This window comes from Biformimicrobium ophioploci, from assembly GCF_030270605.1.
Classification (GTDB): domain Bacteria; phylum Pseudomonadota; class Gammaproteobacteria; order Pseudomonadales; family Cellvibrionaceae; genus Biformimicrobium; species Biformimicrobium ophioploci.
Genome location: NZ_BSYJ01000006.1, coordinates 96,608 through 118,888 on the forward strand (window position 1 = coordinate 96,608; position 22,281 = coordinate 118,888).

19 protein-coding genes are annotated in these 22,281 nt (G+C 57.1%); 11 read left to right on the forward strand and 8 right to left on the reverse strand.

Features of this window, described 5'->3' with window-relative positions:
• Window positions 1-23 precede the first annotated feature (23 nt).
• Window positions 24-1,490, forward strand: a complete 1,467-nt coding sequence (locus QSJ80_RS13590) for an NAD-dependent succinate-semialdehyde dehydrogenase (protein ID WP_285765016.1) — start codon at window positions 24-26, stop codon at window positions 1,488-1,490.
• A 160-nt stretch (window positions 1,491-1,650) separates the two neighbouring features.
• Complete coding sequence (locus QSJ80_RS13595) at window positions 1,651-2,340, forward strand: TetR/AcrR family transcriptional regulator (protein WP_285765017.1); 690 nt, start codon at window positions 1,651-1,653, stop codon at window positions 2,338-2,340.
• A 68-nt stretch (window positions 2,341-2,408) separates the two neighbouring features.
• On the opposite strand, the gene QSJ80_RS13600 is transcribed toward QSJ80_RS13595, so the two are convergent.
• Window positions 2,409-3,524: an acyl-CoA dehydrogenase family protein gene (locus tag QSJ80_RS13600; protein WP_285765018.1), complete on the reverse strand. Its 1,116-nt coding sequence runs from the start codon at window positions 3,522-3,524 to the stop codon at window positions 2,409-2,411.
• Between the two features lie 217 nt (window positions 3,525-3,741).
• On the opposite strand from QSJ80_RS13600, the gene QSJ80_RS13605 reads away from it, so the two are divergent.
• The 8 genes from QSJ80_RS13605 (at window position 3,742) to QSJ80_RS13640 (ending at window position 12,377) form a co-directional block, all read left to right on the forward strand.
• Window positions 3,742-5,193, forward strand: a complete 1,452-nt coding sequence (locus tag QSJ80_RS13605; RefSeq protein WP_285765019.1) for a coniferyl aldehyde dehydrogenase — start codon at window positions 3,742-3,744, stop codon at window positions 5,191-5,193.
• Between the two features lie 84 nt (window positions 5,194-5,277).
• The gene (locus QSJ80_RS13610; protein ID WP_285765020.1) at window positions 5,278-6,666 is read left to right on the forward strand and encodes an FAD-dependent oxidoreductase; all 1,389 of its coding nucleotides are present in this window, start codon (window positions 5,278-5,280) and stop codon (window positions 6,664-6,666) included.
• A 23-nt stretch (window positions 6,667-6,689) separates the two neighbouring features.
• The gene (locus tag QSJ80_RS13615) at window positions 6,690-7,910 is read left to right on the forward strand and encodes an acyl-CoA dehydrogenase family protein (RefSeq protein ID WP_285765021.1); all 1,221 of its coding nucleotides are present in this window, start codon (window positions 6,690-6,692) and stop codon (window positions 7,908-7,910) included.
• 25 nt (window positions 7,911-7,935) lie between these two features.
• Window positions 7,936-8,991 carry a phosphotransferase gene (locus tag QSJ80_RS13620; RefSeq protein WP_285765022.1) on the forward strand — a complete coding sequence of 352 codons (1,056 nt, stop codon included), beginning with the start codon at window positions 7,936-7,938 and terminating at the stop codon, window positions 8,989-8,991.
• A gap of 45 nt (window positions 8,992-9,036) precedes the next feature.
• Complete coding sequence (locus QSJ80_RS13625) at window positions 9,037-10,545, forward strand: carotenoid oxygenase family protein (protein WP_285765023.1); 1,509 nt, start codon at window positions 9,037-9,039, stop codon at window positions 10,543-10,545.
• A 29-nt stretch (window positions 10,546-10,574) separates the two neighbouring features.
• Window positions 10,575-11,024 (forward strand): hypothetical protein, encoded by a 450-nt coding sequence (locus tag QSJ80_RS13630; RefSeq protein ID WP_285765024.1) that lies wholly within the window; start codon window positions 10,575-10,577, stop codon window positions 11,022-11,024.
• Window positions 11,021-11,467, forward strand: a complete 447-nt coding sequence (locus QSJ80_RS13635) for a MaoC family dehydratase (RefSeq protein WP_285765025.1) — start codon at window positions 11,021-11,023, stop codon at window positions 11,465-11,467. The genes QSJ80_RS13630 and QSJ80_RS13635 overlap by 4 nt, the downstream gene beginning before the upstream one ends.
• Entirely contained in the window at window positions 11,454-12,377 is a 924-nt protein-coding gene (locus tag QSJ80_RS13640; RefSeq protein WP_285765026.1) for an alpha/beta hydrolase, read from the forward strand. The genes QSJ80_RS13635 and QSJ80_RS13640 overlap by 14 nt, the downstream gene beginning before the upstream one ends.
• Window positions 12,378-12,406: 29 nt before the next feature.
• On the opposite strand, the gene QSJ80_RS13645 is transcribed toward QSJ80_RS13640, so the two are convergent.
• From QSJ80_RS13645 to QSJ80_RS13675, 7 genes are all read right to left on the reverse strand, one after another.
• Entirely contained in the window at window positions 12,407-13,387 is a 981-nt protein-coding gene (locus QSJ80_RS13645; protein WP_285765027.1) for an NAD(P)H-dependent flavin oxidoreductase, read from the reverse strand.
• 31 nt (window positions 13,388-13,418) lie between these two features.
• Window positions 13,419-14,210: an enoyl-CoA hydratase/isomerase family protein gene (locus QSJ80_RS13650; protein WP_285765028.1), complete on the reverse strand. Its 792-nt coding sequence runs from the start codon at window positions 14,208-14,210 to the stop codon at window positions 13,419-13,421.
• A gap of 36 nt (window positions 14,211-14,246) precedes the next feature.
• The gene (locus QSJ80_RS13655) at window positions 14,247-15,386 is read right to left on the reverse strand and encodes a CaiB/BaiF CoA transferase family protein (protein WP_285765029.1); all 1,140 of its coding nucleotides are present in this window, start codon (window positions 15,384-15,386) and stop codon (window positions 14,247-14,249) included.
• A 21-nt stretch (window positions 15,387-15,407) separates the two neighbouring features.
• A complete protein-coding gene (locus QSJ80_RS13660) occupies window positions 15,408-16,190 on the reverse strand; it encodes an SDR family NAD(P)-dependent oxidoreductase (protein WP_285765030.1) in 783 nt (260 codons plus the stop codon).
• A 56-nt stretch (window positions 16,191-16,246) separates the two neighbouring features.
• Complete coding sequence (locus QSJ80_RS13665; RefSeq protein WP_285765031.1) at window positions 16,247-17,431, reverse strand: acyl-CoA dehydrogenase family protein; 1,185 nt, start codon at window positions 17,429-17,431, stop codon at window positions 16,247-16,249.
• Window positions 17,432-17,470: 39 nt separating this feature from the next.
• A complete protein-coding gene (locus tag QSJ80_RS13670) occupies window positions 17,471-19,654 on the reverse strand; it encodes a 3-hydroxyacyl-CoA dehydrogenase NAD-binding domain-containing protein (protein WP_285765032.1) in 2,184 nt (727 codons plus the stop codon).
• A gap of 65 nt (window positions 19,655-19,719) precedes the next feature.
• The gene (locus QSJ80_RS13675) at window positions 19,720-20,931 is read right to left on the reverse strand and encodes an acetyl-CoA C-acetyltransferase (protein ID WP_285765033.1); all 1,212 of its coding nucleotides are present in this window, start codon (window positions 20,929-20,931) and stop codon (window positions 19,720-19,722) included.
• A gap of 193 nt (window positions 20,932-21,124) precedes the next feature.
• Here QSJ80_RS13675 and QSJ80_RS13680 point away from each other — a divergent pair, with 193 nt between their 5' ends.
• Entirely contained in the window at window positions 21,125-22,144 is a 1,020-nt protein-coding gene (locus tag QSJ80_RS13680; RefSeq protein ID WP_285765034.1) for an AraC family transcriptional regulator, read from the forward strand.
• Window positions 22,145-22,281 lie beyond the last annotated feature (137 nt).

Below are 22,281 nucleotides of genomic sequence, written 5' to 3' on the forward strand. Positions count from 1 at the left end.
TTTAAAGTACAAGGGGTGGGCAAATGCTCGAACTTTCCAATCCTTCACTGCTGCGCTCGCAGTTGTTCATCAACGGCGAATGGGTAGACGCCGATAGTGGCGCCACTATGGCGGTGCTCGATCCGGCTACAAAAGAAAGACTCATTGATATACCCAACGCCGGCGCGGGGGAAACCCGCCGCGCCATCGAAGCTGCAGACCAGGCTTTCAACAGCTGGAAAAATGTTACTGCAAAGGAACGTAGCGCCGTACTCAAGCGCTGGTTCCAGCTGATCATGGACAACCAGGAAGACCTGGCACGGCTGATGACCGCCGAACAGGGCAAACCGCTTGGCGAATCCAGAGGCGAAGTCGGCTACGGCGCAGCCTTCGTAGAATGGTTCGCAGAGGAAGGACGCCGGGTCTACGGCGATACCATCGCTGCAAACAACCCGAACCAGCGCATTGTCACGCTCAAGCAGCCAGTTGGCGTGGTTGCAGCGATCACTCCGTGGAACTTCCCGATTGCGATGATTACCCGCAAGGTGGCCCCGGCGCTGGCGGCGGGCTGCACCATTGTCCTGAAGCCGGCGACGGAAACCCCACTCTGTGCACTGGCTCTCTCCTGGCTTGGGGAGCAGGCCGGTATACCACCTGGCGTATTCAGTGTGGTGGCGGGTAACAAGGCACGAGAAATCGGCGGTGAGATGACTTCGAGTCCCATTGTGCGCAAGCTCACATTTACGGGCTCGACCGAGATCGGCAAGGTACTGATGGAGCAATGTGCCGGAACGGTAAAGAAAACCTCCATGGAGCTCGGTGGAAATGCACCGTTTATCGTCTTTGACGATGCCGACCTCGATGAGGCCGTTACGGGCCTGATCGCGTCCAAATTTCGCAATGCTGGCCAGACCTGCGTTTGCGCAAACCGAATCCTCGTGCAGGAGTCAGTCTACGAGGCTTTCGCGGATAAATTCATCACCGCTGTGAGTGCGCTCAAAGTCGGAAATGGAGCAGAGGAAGGTACCACCATCGGCCCGCTGATCAACGATGCTGCCTTTGAAAAGGTCAGCGCCATCGTCCGGCAGGCCACCAGCAACGGCGCAAAGGTCCTTATTGGTGGCCAGGGATCGAATTCCGAAACCGGTAATTTCTACGAGCCGACAGTTCTGTCTGATGTCGATGACAGCATGGACGTCTACCGGGAGGAAATTTTCGGCCCGGTCGCACCGCTGTTTAAATTCAAGACTGAAGAGGAAGCCATTCGCATCGGCAACGATACGCCTTACGGTTTGTCGGCCTATTTCTACGCCCGTGATATCGGCAGGATCTGGCGGGTCAGCGAAGGCCTGGACTACGGCATCGTGGGCATCAATGAGGGCATTATCTCTACCGAAGTTGCCCCCTTTGGCGGCGTGAAGGAGTCCGGCATTGGCCGCGAAGGCTCAAAGTACGGCATCGATGATTACCTGGAAATCAAGTACCTGTGCATGGGTGGCGTCAACAAGTGACCCCGAAAAGGGCATTAACTTACTATTTTGGTGCGTCCGCGAAAGCTCAACTGATTGAAAATTGTAGCTTTTTTCAGGCTGCTTTTCGTTTATACTGGCGTCTACAACTGTTGAAACAGTCCGGACTGTTTTTAAAGTCCGACCGGGGAACACAAGAAAAATGGCCGCTGTAAAGACCAGAAAAACCAAAGAGCTACCTGACGAGGGCGCCAGCTGGCAGTCCCGTAAAAGCGCGATGACACGCGACCGCATCCTGGAAGCCGCTATCGATTGCTTTATCAATCTGGGCTATTCCAGCGTAACGACTGCAAAAGTTGCAGACAACGCGGGAGTATCCCGTGGCGCAATGCTGCATCACTTCCCCTCCAAGACCGAGCTGATTCAGGCAGCGGTAGAGTACCTGCAGGGGAAATTGCTCGACGATTATAGCCAGAAGGTCGCACTTATCCCCAAGAAGCTTTCTGGCAAAGATCGTCGCCGCGCAGGCCTGGATGCATACTGGAGTTACCTGACCGGCGACCTGTTTACTGTCTACCATGAACTCTGTGTGGCAGGCCGCACTGACGAAGAGTTAAAGGGTATCATCGAAGTCGCGGCAGCGCGCTTTGAAGAACACGCCTACGAATCGAACAAGGAGATGTTCAAGGAGTGGAATGACCGCGGTGACCTCTACTTGCTCGCCATGGACATTACCAAGTTCCTGATGGAAGGTATGGCCGTTGGCCAGTGGGGCAGGGACAAGGACAAACGCGTCAATCGCCTGCTGGACTACCTCGGAGACCGTCTCGAAGAAATTTTTTCAGATGAAGGTCCCTCAGCCATCGCCAGGCACTCCGCACGTCGGAGCTAGCTTGTACCAGAAAGCCTGAAAAAACCCGCGATGCGGGTTTTTTTATTTCTGCGAGTTCTTTTTTGATATCAGCCTGCCAGCTGCATGTACTTTTCCAGGTAATAGTCTTCGTCGCCGTACAACATACCCAGCAAATGCAAGCGCTTGAAGTGATGGCCGACATCCAGCTCGTCCGTCATGCCGATACCACCATGTAACTGCACAGCCTCCTGTGAAACCAGGCGACCCGCTTCTGCAATTTTTACCTTTAGTGCCGCACAGGCCTGCATAGCCTCAGCACTCCCCTCGTCCAGAAGGATCGCCGCGTTAAACAGTAGCGCCCTCGTTTCCTCCACCTTCAGGTACATATCCGCCATCCGGTGCTGCAGCGCCTGAAACTTGCCTATGGGCTGCCCAAACTGCTCTCGAGTCTTCGTATATTCGACAGTTGTCTGCAGTAGCACCTGCATGGAGCCAAGAGCCTCTCCGCCCATCGCCACGATACTCTTCGCCAGCACATCTTCTATGTATGAGACTGCTTTACCCGCTTCGCCGAGCATTTGCCCCGCTTCCAGCAGGACGCCATTAAACTCCACATGGGCGCCACGGCTCCCATCCACTGCGGTAAACTCCTTACGTCTGACGCCCTCGAGGCTGGTATCGACGATAAACAGGCTCAGCCCCTCGACAGTCAGGGCACTCACGATGAGGAAGTTTGCACAGTGACCGTTCAGAACCGAGATCTTGCCACCATCCAGGCGAAACCCAGCGTCGACAGCCTCGGCCCGGCAGCTAACCCGTGCCATATCATAGCCGCTATCGACTTCTGCAAAGGCGAACGCCCACTGCGCCTGACCACCGATAATGTCACCGATATAGCGATCTTGTTGGGCGTCATCCCCTGCTTGCTGCAAGAAACCACCGCAGGTCACTGCAGTGCTCAGAAACGGGACCCTCAGTAAACCTTTCCCCATGGCCTCCGTCATGACCATCAGATCGACCGCGCCACCGCCGAATCCGCCCTGCTCCTCACTAAACGGCATGCACAGCCAGCCCAGCTCGGCAAACTGATCCCAGGTTCCAGGATCGAACCCCTTCTCACCCTTGATTACACGCCGGTGCGTCTCAACATCACAATTGTCGCGCACAAACTTATCAATACTGTCACGCAGCATCGCCTGTTCTTCAGTCAGTGAAAAGTCCATAGCCTTCCCGGTCCGAAAATAGGATAAAACATGCATTGAGTTCTGGTCAGGCAAGCCTGCAGCCTGCCCATACCGATACGCAATCATCCTAACAAAGGAAAATCCATAAAACAATCAGGTTGTACTGTTTTCTTTCTGGCAATATTCCCTTAGACTCGAACAGTGAAAGGCACACCGAGCCAAGGTGGCACGAACGTACAGCCGGGAGAACGTTACCATGAACGCGATCAACCAACCCGAAGCCGATATCGCCAGCGCGCTTGGCAGTATCCTCAATGCACAAAAGGCCGCGGCCACCAGTGAAGGCGCGGTTAATGCTGCCACCCGAATCGACCGGATCGAGCGCGCGATCCAGCAGCTCCGGAAGTATCAGGAGCAACTCGCCGATGCGATGAGTTCCGACTTTGGTCACCGCTCATGCCAGAGCAGCAAACTGATGGATGTGGCAGCGGGTATTGCCCCACTGGTGCACGCCAAGAAGCATGTCAAAAAGTGGATGCGCCCGGAAAAACGCAAGACCCTGTTTCCACTGAACCTGTTCGGTGCGCGCTCCCGTGTCGAATACCAACCACTGGGCTCCGTCGGCATTATCAGCCCCTGGAATTTCCCTGTGAACCTGGCCTTCGCGCCGCTCGCACAGGTTCTGGCAGCAGGCAACCGGGCCATGATCAAGCCCTCTGAATTTACACCCGCGACGTCCGAGCTGATGCGGGAAATCATAGCCGAGGCTTTTGACCCAACGGAAATCAGTGTGGTGACCGGCGGCCCCGAAGTTGGCCAGGCCTTCAGTGCCCTGCCCTTTGAACACCTTATCTTTACCGGCGCCACATCGATCGCGCGTCATGTAATGGCCGCAGCCGCGAAAAATCTGGTACCGGTCACTCTAGAACTCGGCGGTAAGTCCCCCGTCATTATCGGTGATACTGCAGATGTCGGCCTTGCCTGTGATCGCATCATGTGGGGCAAGATCACAAATGCCGGGCAGATCTGCCTGGCCCCAGACTACTGTTTCGTTCCTGAAGCAAAGCTTGAGGCCTATGTAGAGGGGTTCAAGGCATCGGTCGCCAAAATGCTGCCGAGCCTGCTGCGAAACCCGGATTACACTTCGGTAATCAACGAGCGCCACTACCAGCGCCTGCAGGGCTATCTGACAGATGCAGCTGACAAAGGCGCGACCCTGGTGGAAATCAACCCTGCCAACGAGGTCTTTTCCTCTCAGCGACACTTCAAGATACCACCAACGCTGATCCTGGATGCCACCGACGACATGCTGGTGATGCAGGAAGAGATATTCGGCCCTCTCATGCCGGTGCGGACCTACAAGCACCTCGATGCAGCGATCGAGTACATCAACTCGAAGCCTCGTCCGCTCGGACTCTATTATTTCGGCAACAGCAACACCGAGGAACGGGACATTCTGGACAAGACCGTATCCGGCGGTGTGACCATCAACGACGTATTGATGCATGTTGCCCAGGAAGACCTGCCGTTTGGTGGTGTTGGCCCGAGTGGAATGGGTGCCTATCACGGATTCGAAGGGTTCAAGACCTTCAGCCATGCGAAGTCTATCTATACCCAGACCCGCATGGATGTCGCGGCCATGACAGGCATGAGCCCGCCGTTCAATGAAAAGACTGAGAAAACTATTCAGCAGATGCTAAAGGGATAGTCCACAGCAACGGGGAAACCACGCGTCCGGCTTGTCGGGCGCGCTGATCGATACCGATAAAACGGAAAACAAGAAGGTAGCGCTATGGCCGATTACAAGGTTTGGGAATGTCTGGTTTGTGGTTGGGTTTACGACGAGTCAAAGGGCTGGCCCGAAGATGGCATCGAAGCGGGCACCCGCTGGGAAGATGTACCGGAAGACTGGCTTTGCCCGGAGTGCGGTGTTGGCAAAGATGACTTTGAAATGATACTGGTGGAAGAGGCCGAGTCCAGCAGCACCGACTCTGAAGAACAGGCAGAGGCCGAAATAGCGGTCAATTCGGCACCCGTGGTCATCATCGGCTCAGGACTGGCGGGCTATAACCTGGTGAGGGAACTGCGCAAGCTAGATGCCGCTACTCCGCTAACTGTCATTACATCAGATGACGGCTGTTTCTATTCAAAACCCCTGATTTCTACCGGCTTTCACAAAGGCAAAAGCGCTGACGAGATGGCTACCGCCAGCGCTGCGGAGATGGAAGCCACCTACAATATCTCCGTACGCACTTTCTCAACCGTTACCGCCATCGACAGCAGCGCCCAGACATTGGAGGTCAATGGCCAACAATTGAGCTACAGCAAGCTGGTGCTTGCCAACGGCGCCAGCTGCATTGAGGCCCCACTTGCCGGTAAATGCAAAGACCAGGTCTACTCCGTCAATAACCTGATGGACTATGCGCGCTTTCGTGCAGCCATGACCCGAGCGCGAAAAGCATTGATCATCGGTGCCGGACTGATCGGTTGTGAATATGCGAATGACCTCATTCAATCCGGCTATGAAGTCGAGGTTGTCGACCCACTCCCCATTCCCCTGGCCAATCTGCTGCCGCCCACGGCATCGCGCTCTGTTCAGATAGCCCTGGAGGCTGCCGGTGTTAAGTTCAACTTCGGCACGATTGTGAAGAGTGTAAACCGGGGCCGCAACGGGAGCGCTGTTTCCGCGAAACTGAGTGACGGTAAGACCATCGATGCAGACATCGTACTGTCCGCCATCGGTGTAAGGCCCAGGACCGAAATTGCCAACGCGGCAGGCCTTGAGACCAACCGCGGCATTGTGGTTGATCGTACCCTGCGGACTAGCGCACCCAATATTTATGCTCTCGGCGATTGCGCTGAAGTAGACGGTCACGTGCTGTACTACGTGGCGCCGCTCATGGCATCAGCCCGGGCACTGGCGAAAACGCTGACCGGCACGCCCACCGCAGTGCATTACGGCACCATGCCCGTAATTGTAAAGACGACCCTGTTCCCGGTTGTGGCAAACCCACCCGCCGCGAGCATCGAGGGCGAATGGGCGATAGAAGAAAGTACAACCAAGGGTGTCAAGGCAGTATTCAAGGCAACCAATGGTGAAATCGCAGGCTTTGCACTGACCGGGGAATGCACCAAGGAGAGGGATAACCTCGCCGGCCTGACACTTCCGATTATGGCCTGACCCGGCAATTTAGTGGAGACCCCATGCAAGAATTCAGCTTCAAATCCAGGCAGCTACAGGCGCAGCTCAGCGGCTTTATGGATGAGCATATCTATCCGAATGAGCAGGCCTACGCCAGCCAGCTGCATGCGGCGCAGAATCGATTTGCCCCCCTGCCCCTCATGGATGCACTCAAGACGAAAGCCAAAGCACAGGGCCTCTGGAACCTGTTCGTACCGGAGAACCACGCGCAGTACAGCCAGCACGGTGGCCTGAGCAATTATGATTACGCCCCGCTTGCAGAGATGATGGGCCGGGTACTCTGGTCCCCGGAGGTGTTCAACTGCAACGCACCGGATACCGGCAACATGGAAGTGTTCATGAAGTATGCCACCCCGGCGCAGCAGGAGCAGTGGCTGATCCCTCTGCTGGAAGGCGAGATTCGCTCTTCCTATGCCATGACTGAGCCCCAGGTCGCCTCCAGCGATGCGACCAACATCGAGCTGCGTATTACCCGGGAAGGTGAGGAATGGGTACTCAATGGGCGCAAATGGTTTATCACCGGCGCCATGTATGAGCGGACGCGGATCTTCATCGTAATGGGCAAGTCCGACCCGGACAATCCCGACAGGCACAGGCAACAGACTCAGATACTGGTACCCAAGGAAACTCCCGGGGTAAAGCTCATCCGGCCGCTTACCACACTGGGCTACGACGATGCGCCGATCGGCCATGCCGAAATTCAGTTCGACAATGTCCGTGTACCATTGGAAAACGTCCTGCTTGGTGAAGGCCGCGGCTTTGAAATCGCCCAGGGACGCCTTGGGCCTGGCCGTATCCATCACTGCATGCGCCTGATTGGCGCCGCGCAACGATCACTGGAACTGGCCTGTCGCCGCGCTTCCAGCCGCTCTACCTTCGGGCGCCCGCTCAGCAAGCACCAGTCGGTACGCGAGGATATTGCAAAAAGTTTTTCCGAAATCGAGATGGCGCGCCTGCTGGTCCTGAAGACGTGTAAAAAAATGGACGAGGAAGGGGTTCCTGCCAGTGTGGATATGATTGCCGCCAGCAAAACAACAGTGCCTTTACTGGTACAGAATGTCATCGACCGGTGCATGCAACTGCATGGCGCGGGCGGACTGACCGAAGACTACTTCATGGCGGAAGCATTCAATTATGCCCGCTGGTGCCGCCAGGCAGACGGCCCGGACCAGGTGCACCAGATGGCACTGGGAAAGAAAATTATCGAACGCTACGCCGGATAATGGCGCGCACGCGGAGGCTTTACGCATGACCATGATTGCAGCCGATGTTGAAACCAATCTTGAAAACACGGTTAAAGCAAATGCTCTGAGCCAGTACCTGGAGCAACATGTCCCAGGGTTTGAAGGGCCCATTGCACTTGAGAAATTCACCGGTGGGCAATCCAACCCCACTTATATGGTCCAGGCATCCAGTGGCAAGTATGTGTTGCGAAGAAAGCCCTCTGGAGACCTGCTCAAGTCCGCACACGCCGTGGACAGGGAATTCCGTGTGATGTCTGCACTCGCGAACAGTGCAGTCCCTGTTGCCGGAACCTACCACCTTTGCTGCGATGAAAACGTCGTCGGCAGCATGTTTTACCTGATGGAGTTCATTGACGGGCGCGTGTTCTGGGATCCTGCTCTGCCGGGGGTGGACCCCGCCCAACGCGCCGCAATCTACTCGGAGATGAACCGGGTATTGGCAGCGCTGCACAGCATCGATATCGAAGCAGCTGGTCTCTCTGACTACGGCAGGCCCGGAAACTATTTCGAACGCCAGGTTGGCCGCTGGACGAGACAGTACCGCGCCTCTGAAACGGAAAGGATTCCAGCCATGGAGACGCTGATAAGCTGGTTGCCGGAAAACCTGCCCACTGACGACGGCAGAGTGTCTCTTGTGCACGGTGATTTCCGTCTCGACAATATGTTGTTCCACCCCACGGAATCCAGGGTTCTCGCGCTGGTAGACTGGGAACTATCCACCCTCGGCCACCCCTTCGCAGACCTCGCCTATCAGTGTATGCAATTGCGCATGCCCCATGATGGCATCATGCCAGGCCTTGGAGGAATGGACCGGAAAGCCCTTGGCATACCGACCGAGCAGGAATATCTTGCGGAATACTGCAAACGCATGGATATTGAGCATATTCCTAACTGGAGCTTTTACCTGGCATTCAGCTTTTTCCGGTTCGCTGCGATTCTGCAGGGAGTCAAGAAACGTGCAATCGACGGCAATGCCTCCAGCGAAAAAGCCCATAAAATGGGTGCGCTGGTGAAGCCACTGGCAGACATGGGGCTGGACTCGGTATTGACCGCCTACTGAGAAAATCTAAACAACGGGCCACTCATAATAAAAATGGAGAGCGCCATGAACATCGAAGCAGGAATCGAGAAAACAGAAACCGGCAAAATCACCACTGACCAGTCCGCGCATGTTCCTACCATCAAGGGTAACTTTGAGGCCCAGGAAAACGAGTATGAATACTGGGTGACCGATATCGAAGGCAAGGTACCCGGCGACCTCACCGGTTCCTTCTTTCGCAACGGGCCGGGGCGCCTGAAACTGGGGGGCGAGGAATTCGGCCACTGGTTTGACGGTGACGGCATGATCGCCAGGACGACTTTCACAGATGGCAAAGTCCACTTTGCCAACAAGTTCATCCGTACCCCGAAGTACGTCGATGAAACGGCGGCCGGCAAACCCCTGTATCGCGGCTTCGGCGGCGCGCCAAAGGGGAACTTCTTCAAACGCTTTGCGCCACCCGCCAACCCGGCCAATACCGGGCTGGTCCTGCACGGCGGCAAGTTCCTGGCATTGAATGAAGGCGGCCGCCCCTTCTCCGTAGATCCAGCCACCCTGGATACCTACGGCGAGTTCACCTACGACGACAGCCTGACCAAAACCAACGTATTCAGTGCCCACGGCAAGATCAATCCAAAAACCGGCTATTACTACAATTTTGGTCTCTGCTTTGATATCGGCCTGAAAGGCATTAAGCCGGGCTTTGAGCTGTACAAGATCGACCCGAAAGGCCAGATGGTGGACCGTGCACGATTCACGCTCGACCATATGCCCCTGCTGCATGATTTTGCCCTCACGGAAAACTACGCGATCTTTATCCAGTCTTCTGTGTCCATGCAGGGCAACATCCTGATGACCATGCTGAAAAATGAGTCATTTGCTGACCTGATGCTGTATGACAACAGTCTTACCAACAAGATCGTCATCATCGACATTCACAACATGAAGCTGGTGGAAAGGATTGAGATAGACCCGATCGCCTGCCTGCATTTCGGTAATGCCTATGAGAAGAACGGCGAAATTCATTTCGACCTGATGCAAACCAAGGAAAGCGGGTTCGGCACGCCAGACCATAAAATGGAACCGCTCGATCTCTTTTCCGATGATGTCAAATTCCGTTCAGGCGCCGCCCGTTACAAGCGCTGTGTGCTCAACCTCAAGACCCGCCAGTTCCAGAGTGAATTTATCGACGATGCACTCGAAGGCGAGTTCCCGCAGTGGGACTGGACTCGTACCACTTCGGAAAACCGCTATGCGGTGTCTACCGGTTACGCTGGTGACGGCCAGACCTACTTCAATGCCATCCAGAAGATTGACCGGAAAACCGGCAAGGTCGAAGTACACGAATTTGGCAGCTACCGCTTTAACGGCGAACCGCTTATGGTGGCCAAGCCGGATTCCGATGCCGAGGACGACTTCTACTGCGTGTGCTATGTCTACAACGGCAACACTGACAAGTCTGAGGTCGTCGTGATCGACAGCAAAAACTTCAGTGAACCGCTGGCGACAGTGAAGCTCGACTTCCACATACCCCAGGGTTTCCACGGCATGTACAGCCAGAAGGTATTTGTCTGATACATTTAGGCTGAGCAATAGGCTAAGTCATGCATGCGATACCTGCAGAAGAGGCCACCAAAGCGCTTGTCGGGCACGAATTTCCCGGTGGCAGCTACAAGATAGCGCACTGGGAAAATTTCTTGCTGACCGGCTGCACCGGCGCGGAGCCACTGCCGAACGGGCTTGCGCATCCCGTAGCGCTGTTCCACGTGCCCATTATGGGCGCCGGCACCAGCATTGCGGAGATGTTCGAACTGGGCCAGGCGGAGTCGCAGCTATCCATCATTCCTGAAAGTTACGACTGGGAAATCTTCCAGTCGTTAAAGGAAGAGGTGGAATACGATATTTCCGGGGCAGTAGTCGCAGCCGAGCGAAGAACCAACGCGCAGGGCCAGACCTATGACTGGGTGCAATTCTGCTTCGACGTGAGATCCCCCGAAGGCACACTTTCCGCACGCTCAACTATCACCTGGCAATACACAAGGAATATGCTGTGAGCACGAGAGAAGCCGATACCGCTTACGAGGTAGGGTACAGTATTCCAGAGTGGGTCATGGAGTCCGTATCGGCTGAGCGGATGCGTACCATGGCCGCGATCTTGCGGGACCCCAATCCCCTGCACTGGGACAGAGAAGCTGTCGATCGCCTGCCCCTTGCCCTCGGCAAGCGCACCATCAATCAAGGTCCCCTCGGTCTCAGCTATATAATCAACATGTTGCACGACTGGATGGGGCCGGAGTGCATCCAACGCCTCGTCATGACTTTCCCACAGGTTGTCCTGGACGGGGAAAGGGTCATCGCGAAAGGCCGCATCACGAAATTACAAGGGGGTAACAGCCAGCGACTCGCCGAGTGCGATATCTGGCTGGAGCACGCAGAACGCGGCGTGCTGCTCAAAGGCCAGGCAACGGTCAGGATTAATGAAGATGGATATCAGTAAGATTCACCCCGAACTGAGAAATATTGTTCGCTTCATTCCTCCCCTCCCCTTCCACAGTCGCCTGTTTGTGTGGCTGACGAATTTCCTGCAGGCGCTGGTGCCAACAAAGAAATCCCTCTCCGGCGTGGAAATCAGTAGCAGGCGATTAAGCACCGCCAGTGTACGTATCTACACACCCCAGGGCCCCCTGTCCGGTGCGGGGCTATTGTGGATTCACGGCGGTGGCCTGATCAGCGGGCGTGCCGCGCAGGATGATCAGGTCTGCGCACGATATGCCGAGGCACTGAGGCTGGTAGTGGTTTCGGTTGACTACCGTCTTGCACCGAAACACCCTTTCCCCGCGGCGCTGGACGATTGTCATGCAGCATGGAGCTGGTTTGTGCAGGAGGCGGCAAACCTGGGCGTAGATCCGAAGCGAATCGCGGTATCGGGCCAGAGCGCGGGCGCAGGCCTCGCCGCCAGCCTGTCACAGAAGCTTTCGGACGAATCCGGCCAGCAACCCGCCGCACAGGTGCTGTTCTGCCCCATGCTGGATGACCGCACGGCAGACCGGGCTGAACTGGATGCGGTAAAGCATAGAATCTGGAATAACCGCAGTAACCGCGCTGGCTGGTCAGCCTATCTGGGCCAGCCGCCGGGAGCACAACAAACGCCGGCTTACGCGGTACCCGCACGCAGGAGCAGTCTTGCGAATTTGCCGCCTGCCTGGATCGGTATTGGCGATATCGACCTGTTCTACGATGAGGCCAGCGAATACGCGCGCCGGTTAAAGAATGCGGACGTTCGATGCACCTTTCACACAGTGCCCATGGCGCCCCACGCGTTCGAGACCATTGTCCCGGATGCCGAGATCAGCAAAGGTCTGTTCGCAGACAATTATCGCTTTCTGAAGGACGTACTAGACCTGTAAGGGGGAATTTTTGGTTGAGTCCTGACAGCTCAACCCTGGATCATGGCCTGCAGGCGCTGACTGATAATCTCCCGGGCCTCGGCGACCATCCCCTCGATCAGCGCTTCACAGGTGGGAATATCATGGATAAGGCCCATCACCATCCCCACCGTCCAGATACCATCGTCGATATCGCCAGCCTCGATACAGCGCTCCCTACCCCGGGTACCCGCCACCAGCGGCTGCAGGTCTGCGAAATCGGTTTCACCCGGCTGCGCCTCAATACTGATCACTTCCGCCGCGACAGGGTTATTGAATACCCGGCAGGTGTTTTTGAGGGAGCGGAACATCAGCGTGGTCTGGCGCTCATCTGCATCCACCATGGCCTGCTTCATGTTCTGGTGTACCGGCGCTTCCTGAGTCGCCACAAAACGACTGCCCATATTCACACCCTCTGCACCCAGCGCCAGTGCAGCGGCTAGTTGTGAACCGGTGCCGATGCCTCCTGATGCCACCATGGGGATACTCAGCTTTGCGTAGGCTGCCGGCAATAGCACCAGGTTGGTCACGTCGTCTTCCCCGGGATGGCCTGCACACTCAAACCCATCCACGCTGACTGCATCACAGCCAACTTTTTCCGCTTTAATGGCATGGCGGACGGAGGTGCACTTGTGAATCACCTTGAAGCCATTCGCCTTGAATAGCGGCATAAAGGGTTCCGGACTGCGGCCTGCGGTTTCCACGATTTTCACACCGCTGTCCACAATGGCCTGCGCGTATTCTTCGTAAGGCGGTGGGTTGATGGAGGGCAATATGGTCAGGTTCACGCCGAAAGGTGCGTCCGTCATGGCTCGGCAGCGGGCGATCTCCTCGGCCAATGCCTCCGGGGTCGGCTGGGTCAGCGCGGTCAATATGCCCAGCCCGCCGGCATTGGATACCGCAGCTGCCAGTTCGGCGCGGCCCACCCACATCATCCCGCCCTGGATGATCGGGTACCTGATGCCAAATAACTCAGTAATCCGTGTTTTCATCCGGGTTCTCCCTGGCAATAATCGTCGGTGCTTACTTGCCGGTAAATTTCGGCGCGCGTTTTTCAAAGAATGCGCGTGCGCCCTCCCTGAAATCTTCGCTGCGATAATGGATATTCTGTATCTGCGCCTCGCGATCCATGGTCTCGACCAGCGTCAGGTTGGCAGCCTCACGCAACAGCTGCTTGCTGTACTGCAGCGTCAACGGCGCCTGGTTTGAAAGCGACTTGGCCCAGCCAAGTGCCTCCTCCTGCAGGTGCTCCGGCGCAGCCAGGCGATTTGCCATGCCCAGTTGAATGCATTCTGCTGCCGGCAGGCGCTGGGACTCCGCAATCATCTCGAAGGCCCTCTTGCTGCCAAGGTAACGCGCAAGCTGCCAATGGGTGCCACCATCCGGTATGAGGGCGATGGCTCCAAACGCGGAATAGAAGAACGCATCTTCTGCCATAACAACCAGATCACACGCCATCGCCAGAGCCGCACCGATACCGGCAGCCGCACCATTTACCGCACAAATATAGGGCTTTTTGGACTCGGTTATTGCCTGCAGCACTGGATGGTACTCTGTGCGCAATTGCTGGGTAATAAAACCGTCGTGGTCAGCATCGGGATACTCTTCCACCAGGTCCGCGCCCGCACAGAAGCCCTTACCGGCACCTGCAAGCATCACTACCCTGACAGTTTCGTCATTGTTGGCCTGCTGCATTGCACGATAGAGTTCTTCCCGCATCTGCGCCGTCAGGGAATTCCGGGCTTTGGGCCGGTTGAGGGTAATAATTGCGACCTGCTCATCCACTCGATAATCAACTGTCTCGAAGTTCTGCATAGCCTCTATTCTCCTAATTATTTTTCCTGCACCCGGTCAGGCTACCGCACCCTGCGCCTTCAGGTCCGCAACCTGCTCCTCACTATATCCCACCGCGCGCAATACCTGTTCTGTGTCGGCCCCCGGAGCATGTTGCCCGCCGGATACAGTAGAGGGTGTACGACTGAATCGCGGAGCGGGCGCCGGCTGCGCATAGCCGTCGACGTCAATATAGGCTTCGCGGGCACGGTTATGCGGATGATCCGGAGCCTCATCGGCACTCAGTACCGGGGCAACACAGGCATCGGTACCTTCCAGTAATTCACACCACTCCGCCCGTGTCCTGGTGCGGAATACCTCAGCGAAGGCGGCTGCATTTTCGGGCCACTGCGCCCGATTATTCTGATTGCCGGCGTTGAAGCGCTGAGGATCCAGGCCGGCTTTCTGCACCAGCTCCGCGTAAAACTGTGGCTCAATCGCACCCACAGCAATGTACTTGCTGTCACTGGTCTCGTAGGTGTCATAAAAGAAGGCGCCGCCGTCGAGCAGGTTGTTGCCACGCCCGGAGGCATCCCACAGCCCCGCCGCCGAAAAACTGTGACACATCCACATCAGGTTCGCCGCACCATCAACCATCGCAGCATCCACAACCTGTCCTCTGCCAGATCGCTGCGCCTCCAGTAGCGCGCCCAACACCCCCATCACCAGGAACATGGTGCCGCCGCCGAAGTCACCAATCAGGTTTACCGGTACCGCCGGCTTCTCACCGCTGCGACCAATGGCATGCAGCGCGCCGGTCAGGGCGATGTAGTTGATATCGTGCCCGGCAGCCTTTGCCAGTGGGCCATCCTGGCCCCAGCCGGTCATACGGCCGTAGACAAGGCGCGGGTTACGCTGTGCACATTCTTCCGGCCCGATACCCAGTTTCTCCGCGACGCCCGGGCGAAACCCTTCCAGCAGCACATCGGCGCCGGCGACCAGCTGCAATAACGCCGCCCGCCCGTCTTCGCTTTTGAGGTTAATCACGATGGACTTCTTGCCGCGCGCGCTCATGTCCTTTGCGTATATCGGATCGCGCTTGAGTGATCGCTCCACACGAATCACTTCAGCACCCATATCCGCAAGCAACATACCGGCCATGGGGCATGGTCCCATACCCGACAGTTCGATAACCCTGATTCCGTTCAGAACGCCCATAGTCCTGTATCCAACTGGCCGTTACTTCGGCTGCATACGGATGGCGGCATCCATGCGGATACATTCGCCGTTGATATAGTCGTTATCCACGATATGCGCTGACAGCTTGGCAATCTCGGAAGTCTTGCCGAGCCTGTGCGGGTATACGGTGGAAGCCTCGAGTGCCTTGTAATACGACTCCTCAATAGTCTCGAACAGAGGAGTGTGGATCAGCCCGGGCACAATGGTATTGACGCGGATACCGTAGGCAGCCAGCTCCCTCGCCATGGGTAACGTCATACCCACGATCGCGCCCTTGGTCGCACTGTAGGCAACCTGCCCTATCTGGCCCTCATAGGCAGCGACAGAAGCGGTGTTGATGATGACCCCGCGGCTACCGTCCTCATTGACCGGCTTGTTGGCCGCCATCTTCTCGGCGGCCAGACGTGCCACGTTGAAGGTGCCCACCTGGTTTACCATCACAATCTTCATATAAAGGTCGAGCGGATGCGGGCCGCGCTTGCCGTAGGTCTTGCAGGCCGGGCCAATACCGGCGTAGTTGTTGACGATATGCAGGGCACCGAACTTCTCCACCACCGCATCGATACCAGCCTGTACGGATGCCTCGTCGGTGACGTCTACCTTGAAGAAAGCAACACGGTCACCGAAGTCATTGCCGAGCGCATCGGCCAGCGCGCTGCCGGCTTCTTCATTCAGATCAAAAATCGCAACATTGGCACCGTCCGCCGCGTAGCGTTCAACAGTTGCCGCGCCCAAGCCGGAAGAGCCACCGGTAACGATCGCAGTCTTGCCCTTGATATCCATATTCCGATCCTCTTATTTTTTCTAGAGTTTTCAATAAAGCAACGGTTCAACGCCCCTCAGTCCCAGGGCGTGCACCGGTCAATAAATGGCGTAGGCTCATCCTGGTACAGGCTTCTGCCCACAATCAGCCGCATCACCTCGGAGCTGCCGGCGTAAATCCGGGTCACGCGCGCGTCCGTGTACATGCGCGAAATCGGGTACTCGTCCATATAGCCGGCACCGCCATGCAGCTGCACACCCTCGTCCACCACCCGGCACAACAGCTCGCTGGTCACCAGCTTTGCCTTCGCGGCATCCACTGCGGTCAGCGCATCCAGGTTGAGCGCCCGCACGCACTGGTCGACATAGACCTGCTGCATATCCAGCTCTGCCCGCAGGTCCGCCAGCTTGAATTGCGTATTCTGGAAATCCGCCAGGCGCTGTTTAAACAGCTTGCGCTCGCGGGTGAATTCCAGTGTGATATCGAAGGCCTTCTGCGCCGCTGCCAGACACTCAACCGCAGCAATCAGGCGCTCCTCCGCCAGCCCCTCCATCAGATAATGGAAGCCCTTGGCAGGATCACCCAGCACGTTTTCCTTCGGCACAATCACATTCTGGAAAAACAACTCGGCAGTATCCTGGCCCTTCATCCCCATCTTTTTCAGCGGCGCACCGCGCTCGAAGCCTTCCGCACCGCGCTCCACAAGAAACAGGCCCACTTGGCGCGGGTTATTCACCGGGTCGGTTTTCGCCGCGACAATCACCAGGTCTGCGTTGACGCCATTGGAGATATAGGTCTTGGTGCCGTTCAGCAGGAAATAGTCGCCCTGGTCGATGGCCGTCGCGCGCATACCGGCCAAGTCACTACCGGCGTCCGGCTCCGTCATGGCGACGGCGAGAATGGTTTCACCACTCACACAACCGGGCAGGAAGCGCTGCTTCTGCTCTTCCGAACCAAAACGCTGCAGGTAGGGACCAACAAGGCGGCTGTGCAGGGTACAGTTCCAGTCCGCCGTCAGGGCATACTGGTTTTCCTCGATGATGATCTGCTCAAAACGGAAATCATCGTCGCCCATACCGCCATACTGCACGCCGGGCCACACCATCAGGAAACCCTGCTCGCCGGCCTTGCGAAATGCGCTGCGATCCACAATGCCCAGCTCGCGCCACGCTTCCATCTGCGGCACGATTTCCTGGTGCAGGAACTTGCGGTAGGCATCGCGGAACATCGCCTGCTCGTCGGTAAAGTCGCGTCTCAACATATCAACGTGGTACCCGTAGCTTGCGGTTTACATTTCTATTCAGGCGAAGCTTTCGCCAGCTTCGAGCTTCTGCCGGACAATTTCCGGTGCCGCGAAGCGCTCGCCATAGCGCCCGGCAAGCTCATCGCAGCGGTCTGCAAATGCTTCCGGGCCGGTCTTGCCGTTGTACTCATAGGTATTTACGACCTGCAGGAATCCGCCGGTCCAGGTCGGCGCACCAATGCCCAGCAGAGAACCCACGTTGCCGTCCGCCACCGAGCGCAATACGCCTTCCTGCAGGCACTTCAGGCTCTCCACAACCTGGCGAAACAGGATCCGGTCCTTGATGTCCTGGTGCGGCATTTCTACTTCCGGCTTGTGATACAGCTCGTACAGCTTCGGCCATATTTTCTTGGGGGCACCCTCCGGATATTCGTAATAGCCTCCGCCGTGGTGGCGACCACCGCGGCCGAACTCGGCAATCAGCTTTTCCGACACCTCGGTATTGCAGCTGTTATCCCCCAGCGAGCAGAACACGCCCAGCTGGCGGTGGGTCTCGGACACCTTGCGGGTCAGCTCCTGGCTAACTTCATCCTGCACCGCTAGTGGCCCCACCGGCATACCCACCTGCTTGCCCAGCGCATCGATCAGCACCGGGTCCAGCCCTTCCACCAGCAGCCGCGCGCCCTCATCCATAAAGGTGCCGAACACGCGCGAGGTAAAGAAGCCAAGGGAGTCATTCACAACAATCGGGGTCTTGCGCAGCTGACGGGCAAAGTCGAAAGCCTTGGCCAGAGTGCTATCACTGGTCTGCTGACCGCAGATGATTTCGATCAGCGGCATCTTCTCTACCGGCGAGAAGAAATGAATACCGATGTAATTTTCCGGCCGCTCTGCCACTTCAGATAGCAGGTTGATCGGCAAGGTCGAGGTATTGGTTGCGAACACACCGCCCTCGGAAAGGTACTGCTGCGCCTCCACGGTTACCTTGGCCTTGAGGTCCACATTCTCAAATACGGCCTCGACAATCAGGTCGCAGCCCTGCAGGCTGGCGTAATCCGCACTGGCTTTGATCCGTCCGAGCAGCGCAGACTTGTCTGCTTCGGTCTTGCGTCCGGCCTTGATCTGCTTGTCCATCAGGCGCGCAGAATAGGCCTTGCCTTTCTCGGCTGCCTCATCGGTGGTATCGATCAGCACCGCTTCAATGCCAGCCCTGGCGGCCGCAAAGGCAATGCCCTGCCCCATCATGCCGGCACCCAGGATGCCCACCTTGCTGACCTTCGAAGGCTCGGCATCCGCAGGGCGGCTGGCACCGCTGTTGATTTTGTTGAGCTGGAAAAAGCTCGAGGTGATGATGTTCTTGGCCTGCGGCGTGGTGATCAGGTAGGCGAGGCCGCGGGATTCGATCCGCAGCGCAGACTCAAAGTCGACCGTCACTGTATCTGCCGCCACCGCCAGGATGCGCTCTGGCGCGGGCAGCAGGCCCCGCGTCTTACGGAAATTCACGGCTGGCGCCACGGCCAGTGTATTGACCACTTTCGGGTTCCACACATCGCCGCCCGGAATCTTGTGCCCCTTCATATCCCAGGGCTGCACACAGGCTTCCGGGTTGGCCTTGATCCAGGCCTTGGCCGCCGGCACCAGTTTTTCAACCATATCCGTGAGGGCATCGACGAAGCCCACATCCAGCGCCTGTTGCGGCGACATGCGCTTGCCTTCCAGCAGGAACGGCAACGCTTTCTCCAGACCCAGCAGGTGGATAGAGCGCACCACGCCGCCACCACCCGGCAGCAGGCCAAGGGTCACTTCCGGCAGGCCGATCTGTGCCCTGGAGTGATTGGCAACAATACGGTGATTACACGCAAGGCAGATCTCGAAACCGCCACCAAGCGCCGCGCCGTTAATTGCCGCCACCACCGGCACCGGCAGTTTCTCCAGTCGGCGTAGCGGTGCCTTGATCTTGTCCTCGATCATGCGGAACTGCCCCTCTTCCGCACCCTTCGGCACAGAAGACAATTCCTTCAGGTCGCCACCGGCAAAGAAGGTCCCTTTTGCGGAGGCCAGCACCACACCCTTTAGGCCCTGCTCACTCTCCAGCTCCGCTTCCAGCATGCCCGGTATCACGGCCATGGCCTCGCGGTATTGCCCGTTCATGGCATTGACCGGCCCATCCATATCCATGGTGATGGTTACGATGGCGTCGCTGTCTTTTTCGTAGATAAAACCGTGGATCTTGTCACTCATGGTTTCTTACCCTGCTCAATTCCTTTCGCTTACTGCGGTACGCGTCTAAACGGTCGGTATGCCGCTTAGACCCGTTCGATAATGGTGGCAATGCCCTGACCGCCGCCGACACAGAGCGCAATCAAGGCGCGCTTCAGGCCCCGCCGTTCCAGCTCATCCAGCATGGTGCTGATCAGCATGGCACCCGTGGCACCGAGGGGGTGCCCCATCGCAATCGCGCCGCCGTTAACATTGGTAATCTCATGGGGGATGTCGAGGTCCTGCATAAAACGCATCGCCACAGAGGCAAAGGCCTCGTTGATTTCGAACAGGTCGATGTCCGCCGTGGTCATGCCGGCCTTGGCCAGCACTTTCCTGGCGGCTGGCCCCGGGCCCACCAGCATGATGGTGGGGTCGGTTGCCAGCACCGCGGTAGCCACAATGCGCGCGCGGGGCGTCAACCCAAGATCCTTACCGGCCTGCTCCGAGCCAATCAGCACCGCAGAAGCACCATCCACAATGCCGGAGGAATTACCGGGGGTGTGTACATGGTCAATGGCCGGGACCTGCGGATACCTGCGCATCATCAGGTCATCAAAACCGAGCCCGCCGATGCCTTCAAACGAGGGCCGCAGCTTCGCCAGGATATCCATGGTGGTGGCCGGCTTGATGAATTCATCCCGGGCCAGCACTGTTACCCCGTTGAGATCCTTCACAGGAACCACGGAGCGATCGAAATAACCGTTGCTCTGCGCATGGGCCGCTCGCTGCTGCGAAGTCAGGGCAAAGGCATCCACATCTTCCCGGCTCCAACCCTCCAGCGTGGCAATGGTGTCTGCGCCGATTCCCTGCGGGATGGCGCCACTGTGGATATTCACTTCGGGGTCATTGAGCCAGGCACCGCCAGCCGCGCCCATAGGCACGCGCGACATGGACTCAACGCCACCGCCGACAACCAGGTCTTCCCACCCGGACGCGACCTTCATGGCCGCGATATTGACCGCCTCCAGCCCAGACGCGCAAAAGCGGTCCAGCTGCACACCGGCCACACTCTCATCCCACTCCGCAAACTGCACGATGGTCTTGGCGACATCACCGCCCTGCTCCCCGACCGGCGACACACAGCCCATTACCACATCATCTACCCGGCTGGTGTCCAGGTCATGCCGTTGTTGCAGCTCCTTCAGCAACCCGGCTCCAAGCGCGACCGGTTTTACTTCATGCAGGGAGCCGTCTTTCTTCCCTTTCCCCCTCGGGGTACGAATTGCATCGTAGATATACGCAGTATTTGGCGCCATAGCGTGCTCCCTGCTCTCTTCTGGATTCCTGATCAGATCGAAAATATGTACGTTAAATCCAATCCTGCTTGCGAAAGCCGGGTGAAACAATGATGATGGGGGACAAAAATAGACATTTTGTTCCCCGCATGAAGAGCTTTGAACTGCAGCCGGAACAATGTAGAAAAACACGTCAAAAAGCGGATGGAATTAGATGCGGGATAATTCGATTCACGTTGTTTTTGTGAAAGCGGTACTCAAACATGCACGGCAGCAGGGCCACGATGTCAGCCAGTTACTGCGACGTGTACACATCTCTCCCCGCCTGTTGAAGGAAAGCCAGGCGCGCGTCAGTGCGCGCCAGTACGCAAGACTGCAAAGCCTGGTGATGCATGAAATGGGCGATGAGATGCTGGGCTACTGCCCGCAGCCGTTCAGGATCGGGCAGTGGTCCGCCATGTGTCACTGGCTGATCCAGTGCAAGACCCTGGGGCAGGCACTGAAGCGCTACTGCCTGTTCTACAACATCCTCGGCATCGGCCTGCTGCCCAGCCTGACAATCCCGGGGAAGAGCGAAGGCGATACGGCCACGCTGGAGCTCAATCAACCACCCGCCGATAAGCAACGGCTGGAGCCCTACGCCTACGAGCTGTTTACCTTCTCCCTGCACAGGCTCCTGTGCTGGCTCGCCCAGTCCGATGTGCCTATCAAGGAAGCGCAGCTGCCCTACCCCCAGCCAGACCATATCCGTGAGTACCGGCCCCTCTTTATGGGTGCGCCGACAGTATTCAACGCCGATACCTGCCACCTGGTATTCGAGCGAAAACTGCTGGAGAAGCCCATCAAGCAAACGCCGGAAACACTTACTGAATTCCTGCGACACCCGCTTTACAACACCGTGGCTAATGATTATCAGGAAAAGAGCTGGAGCCAGCGCACCCGCGAAGCCATTGGTGATGACCTGAGCCAGGTACCTACCTTTCCGGAAATTGCAGAGAAGCTTCAGGTCAATCCCAAGAGCCTGCGCCGATCACTAAACGATGAAGGGCTGAACTACAGCGACCTTAAAGCACAACTGCGGCGAGACCTGGCGATAGAGCATCTCGCCAGGCCGGATATGTCAGTGGAGGAGATTGCGTTCCGCACCGGGTTTTCCGAGGCAAGCTCGTTTATAAGGGCGTTTAAGGGGTGGACGGGGGTTACGCCGTTGACTTACCGGAAAGACCTTTCCTAGAAAATTAGGAAAATATATTTACAGTCCGTTTCAACTGTTATTCGATGTAATTGCTTTCCTTTTGGCCATTAGTTAAACCGACATTCGGACTAAAAAGTTCACATATGCAACTGCTAGCGCCCCGAAAAAGCAGCCAC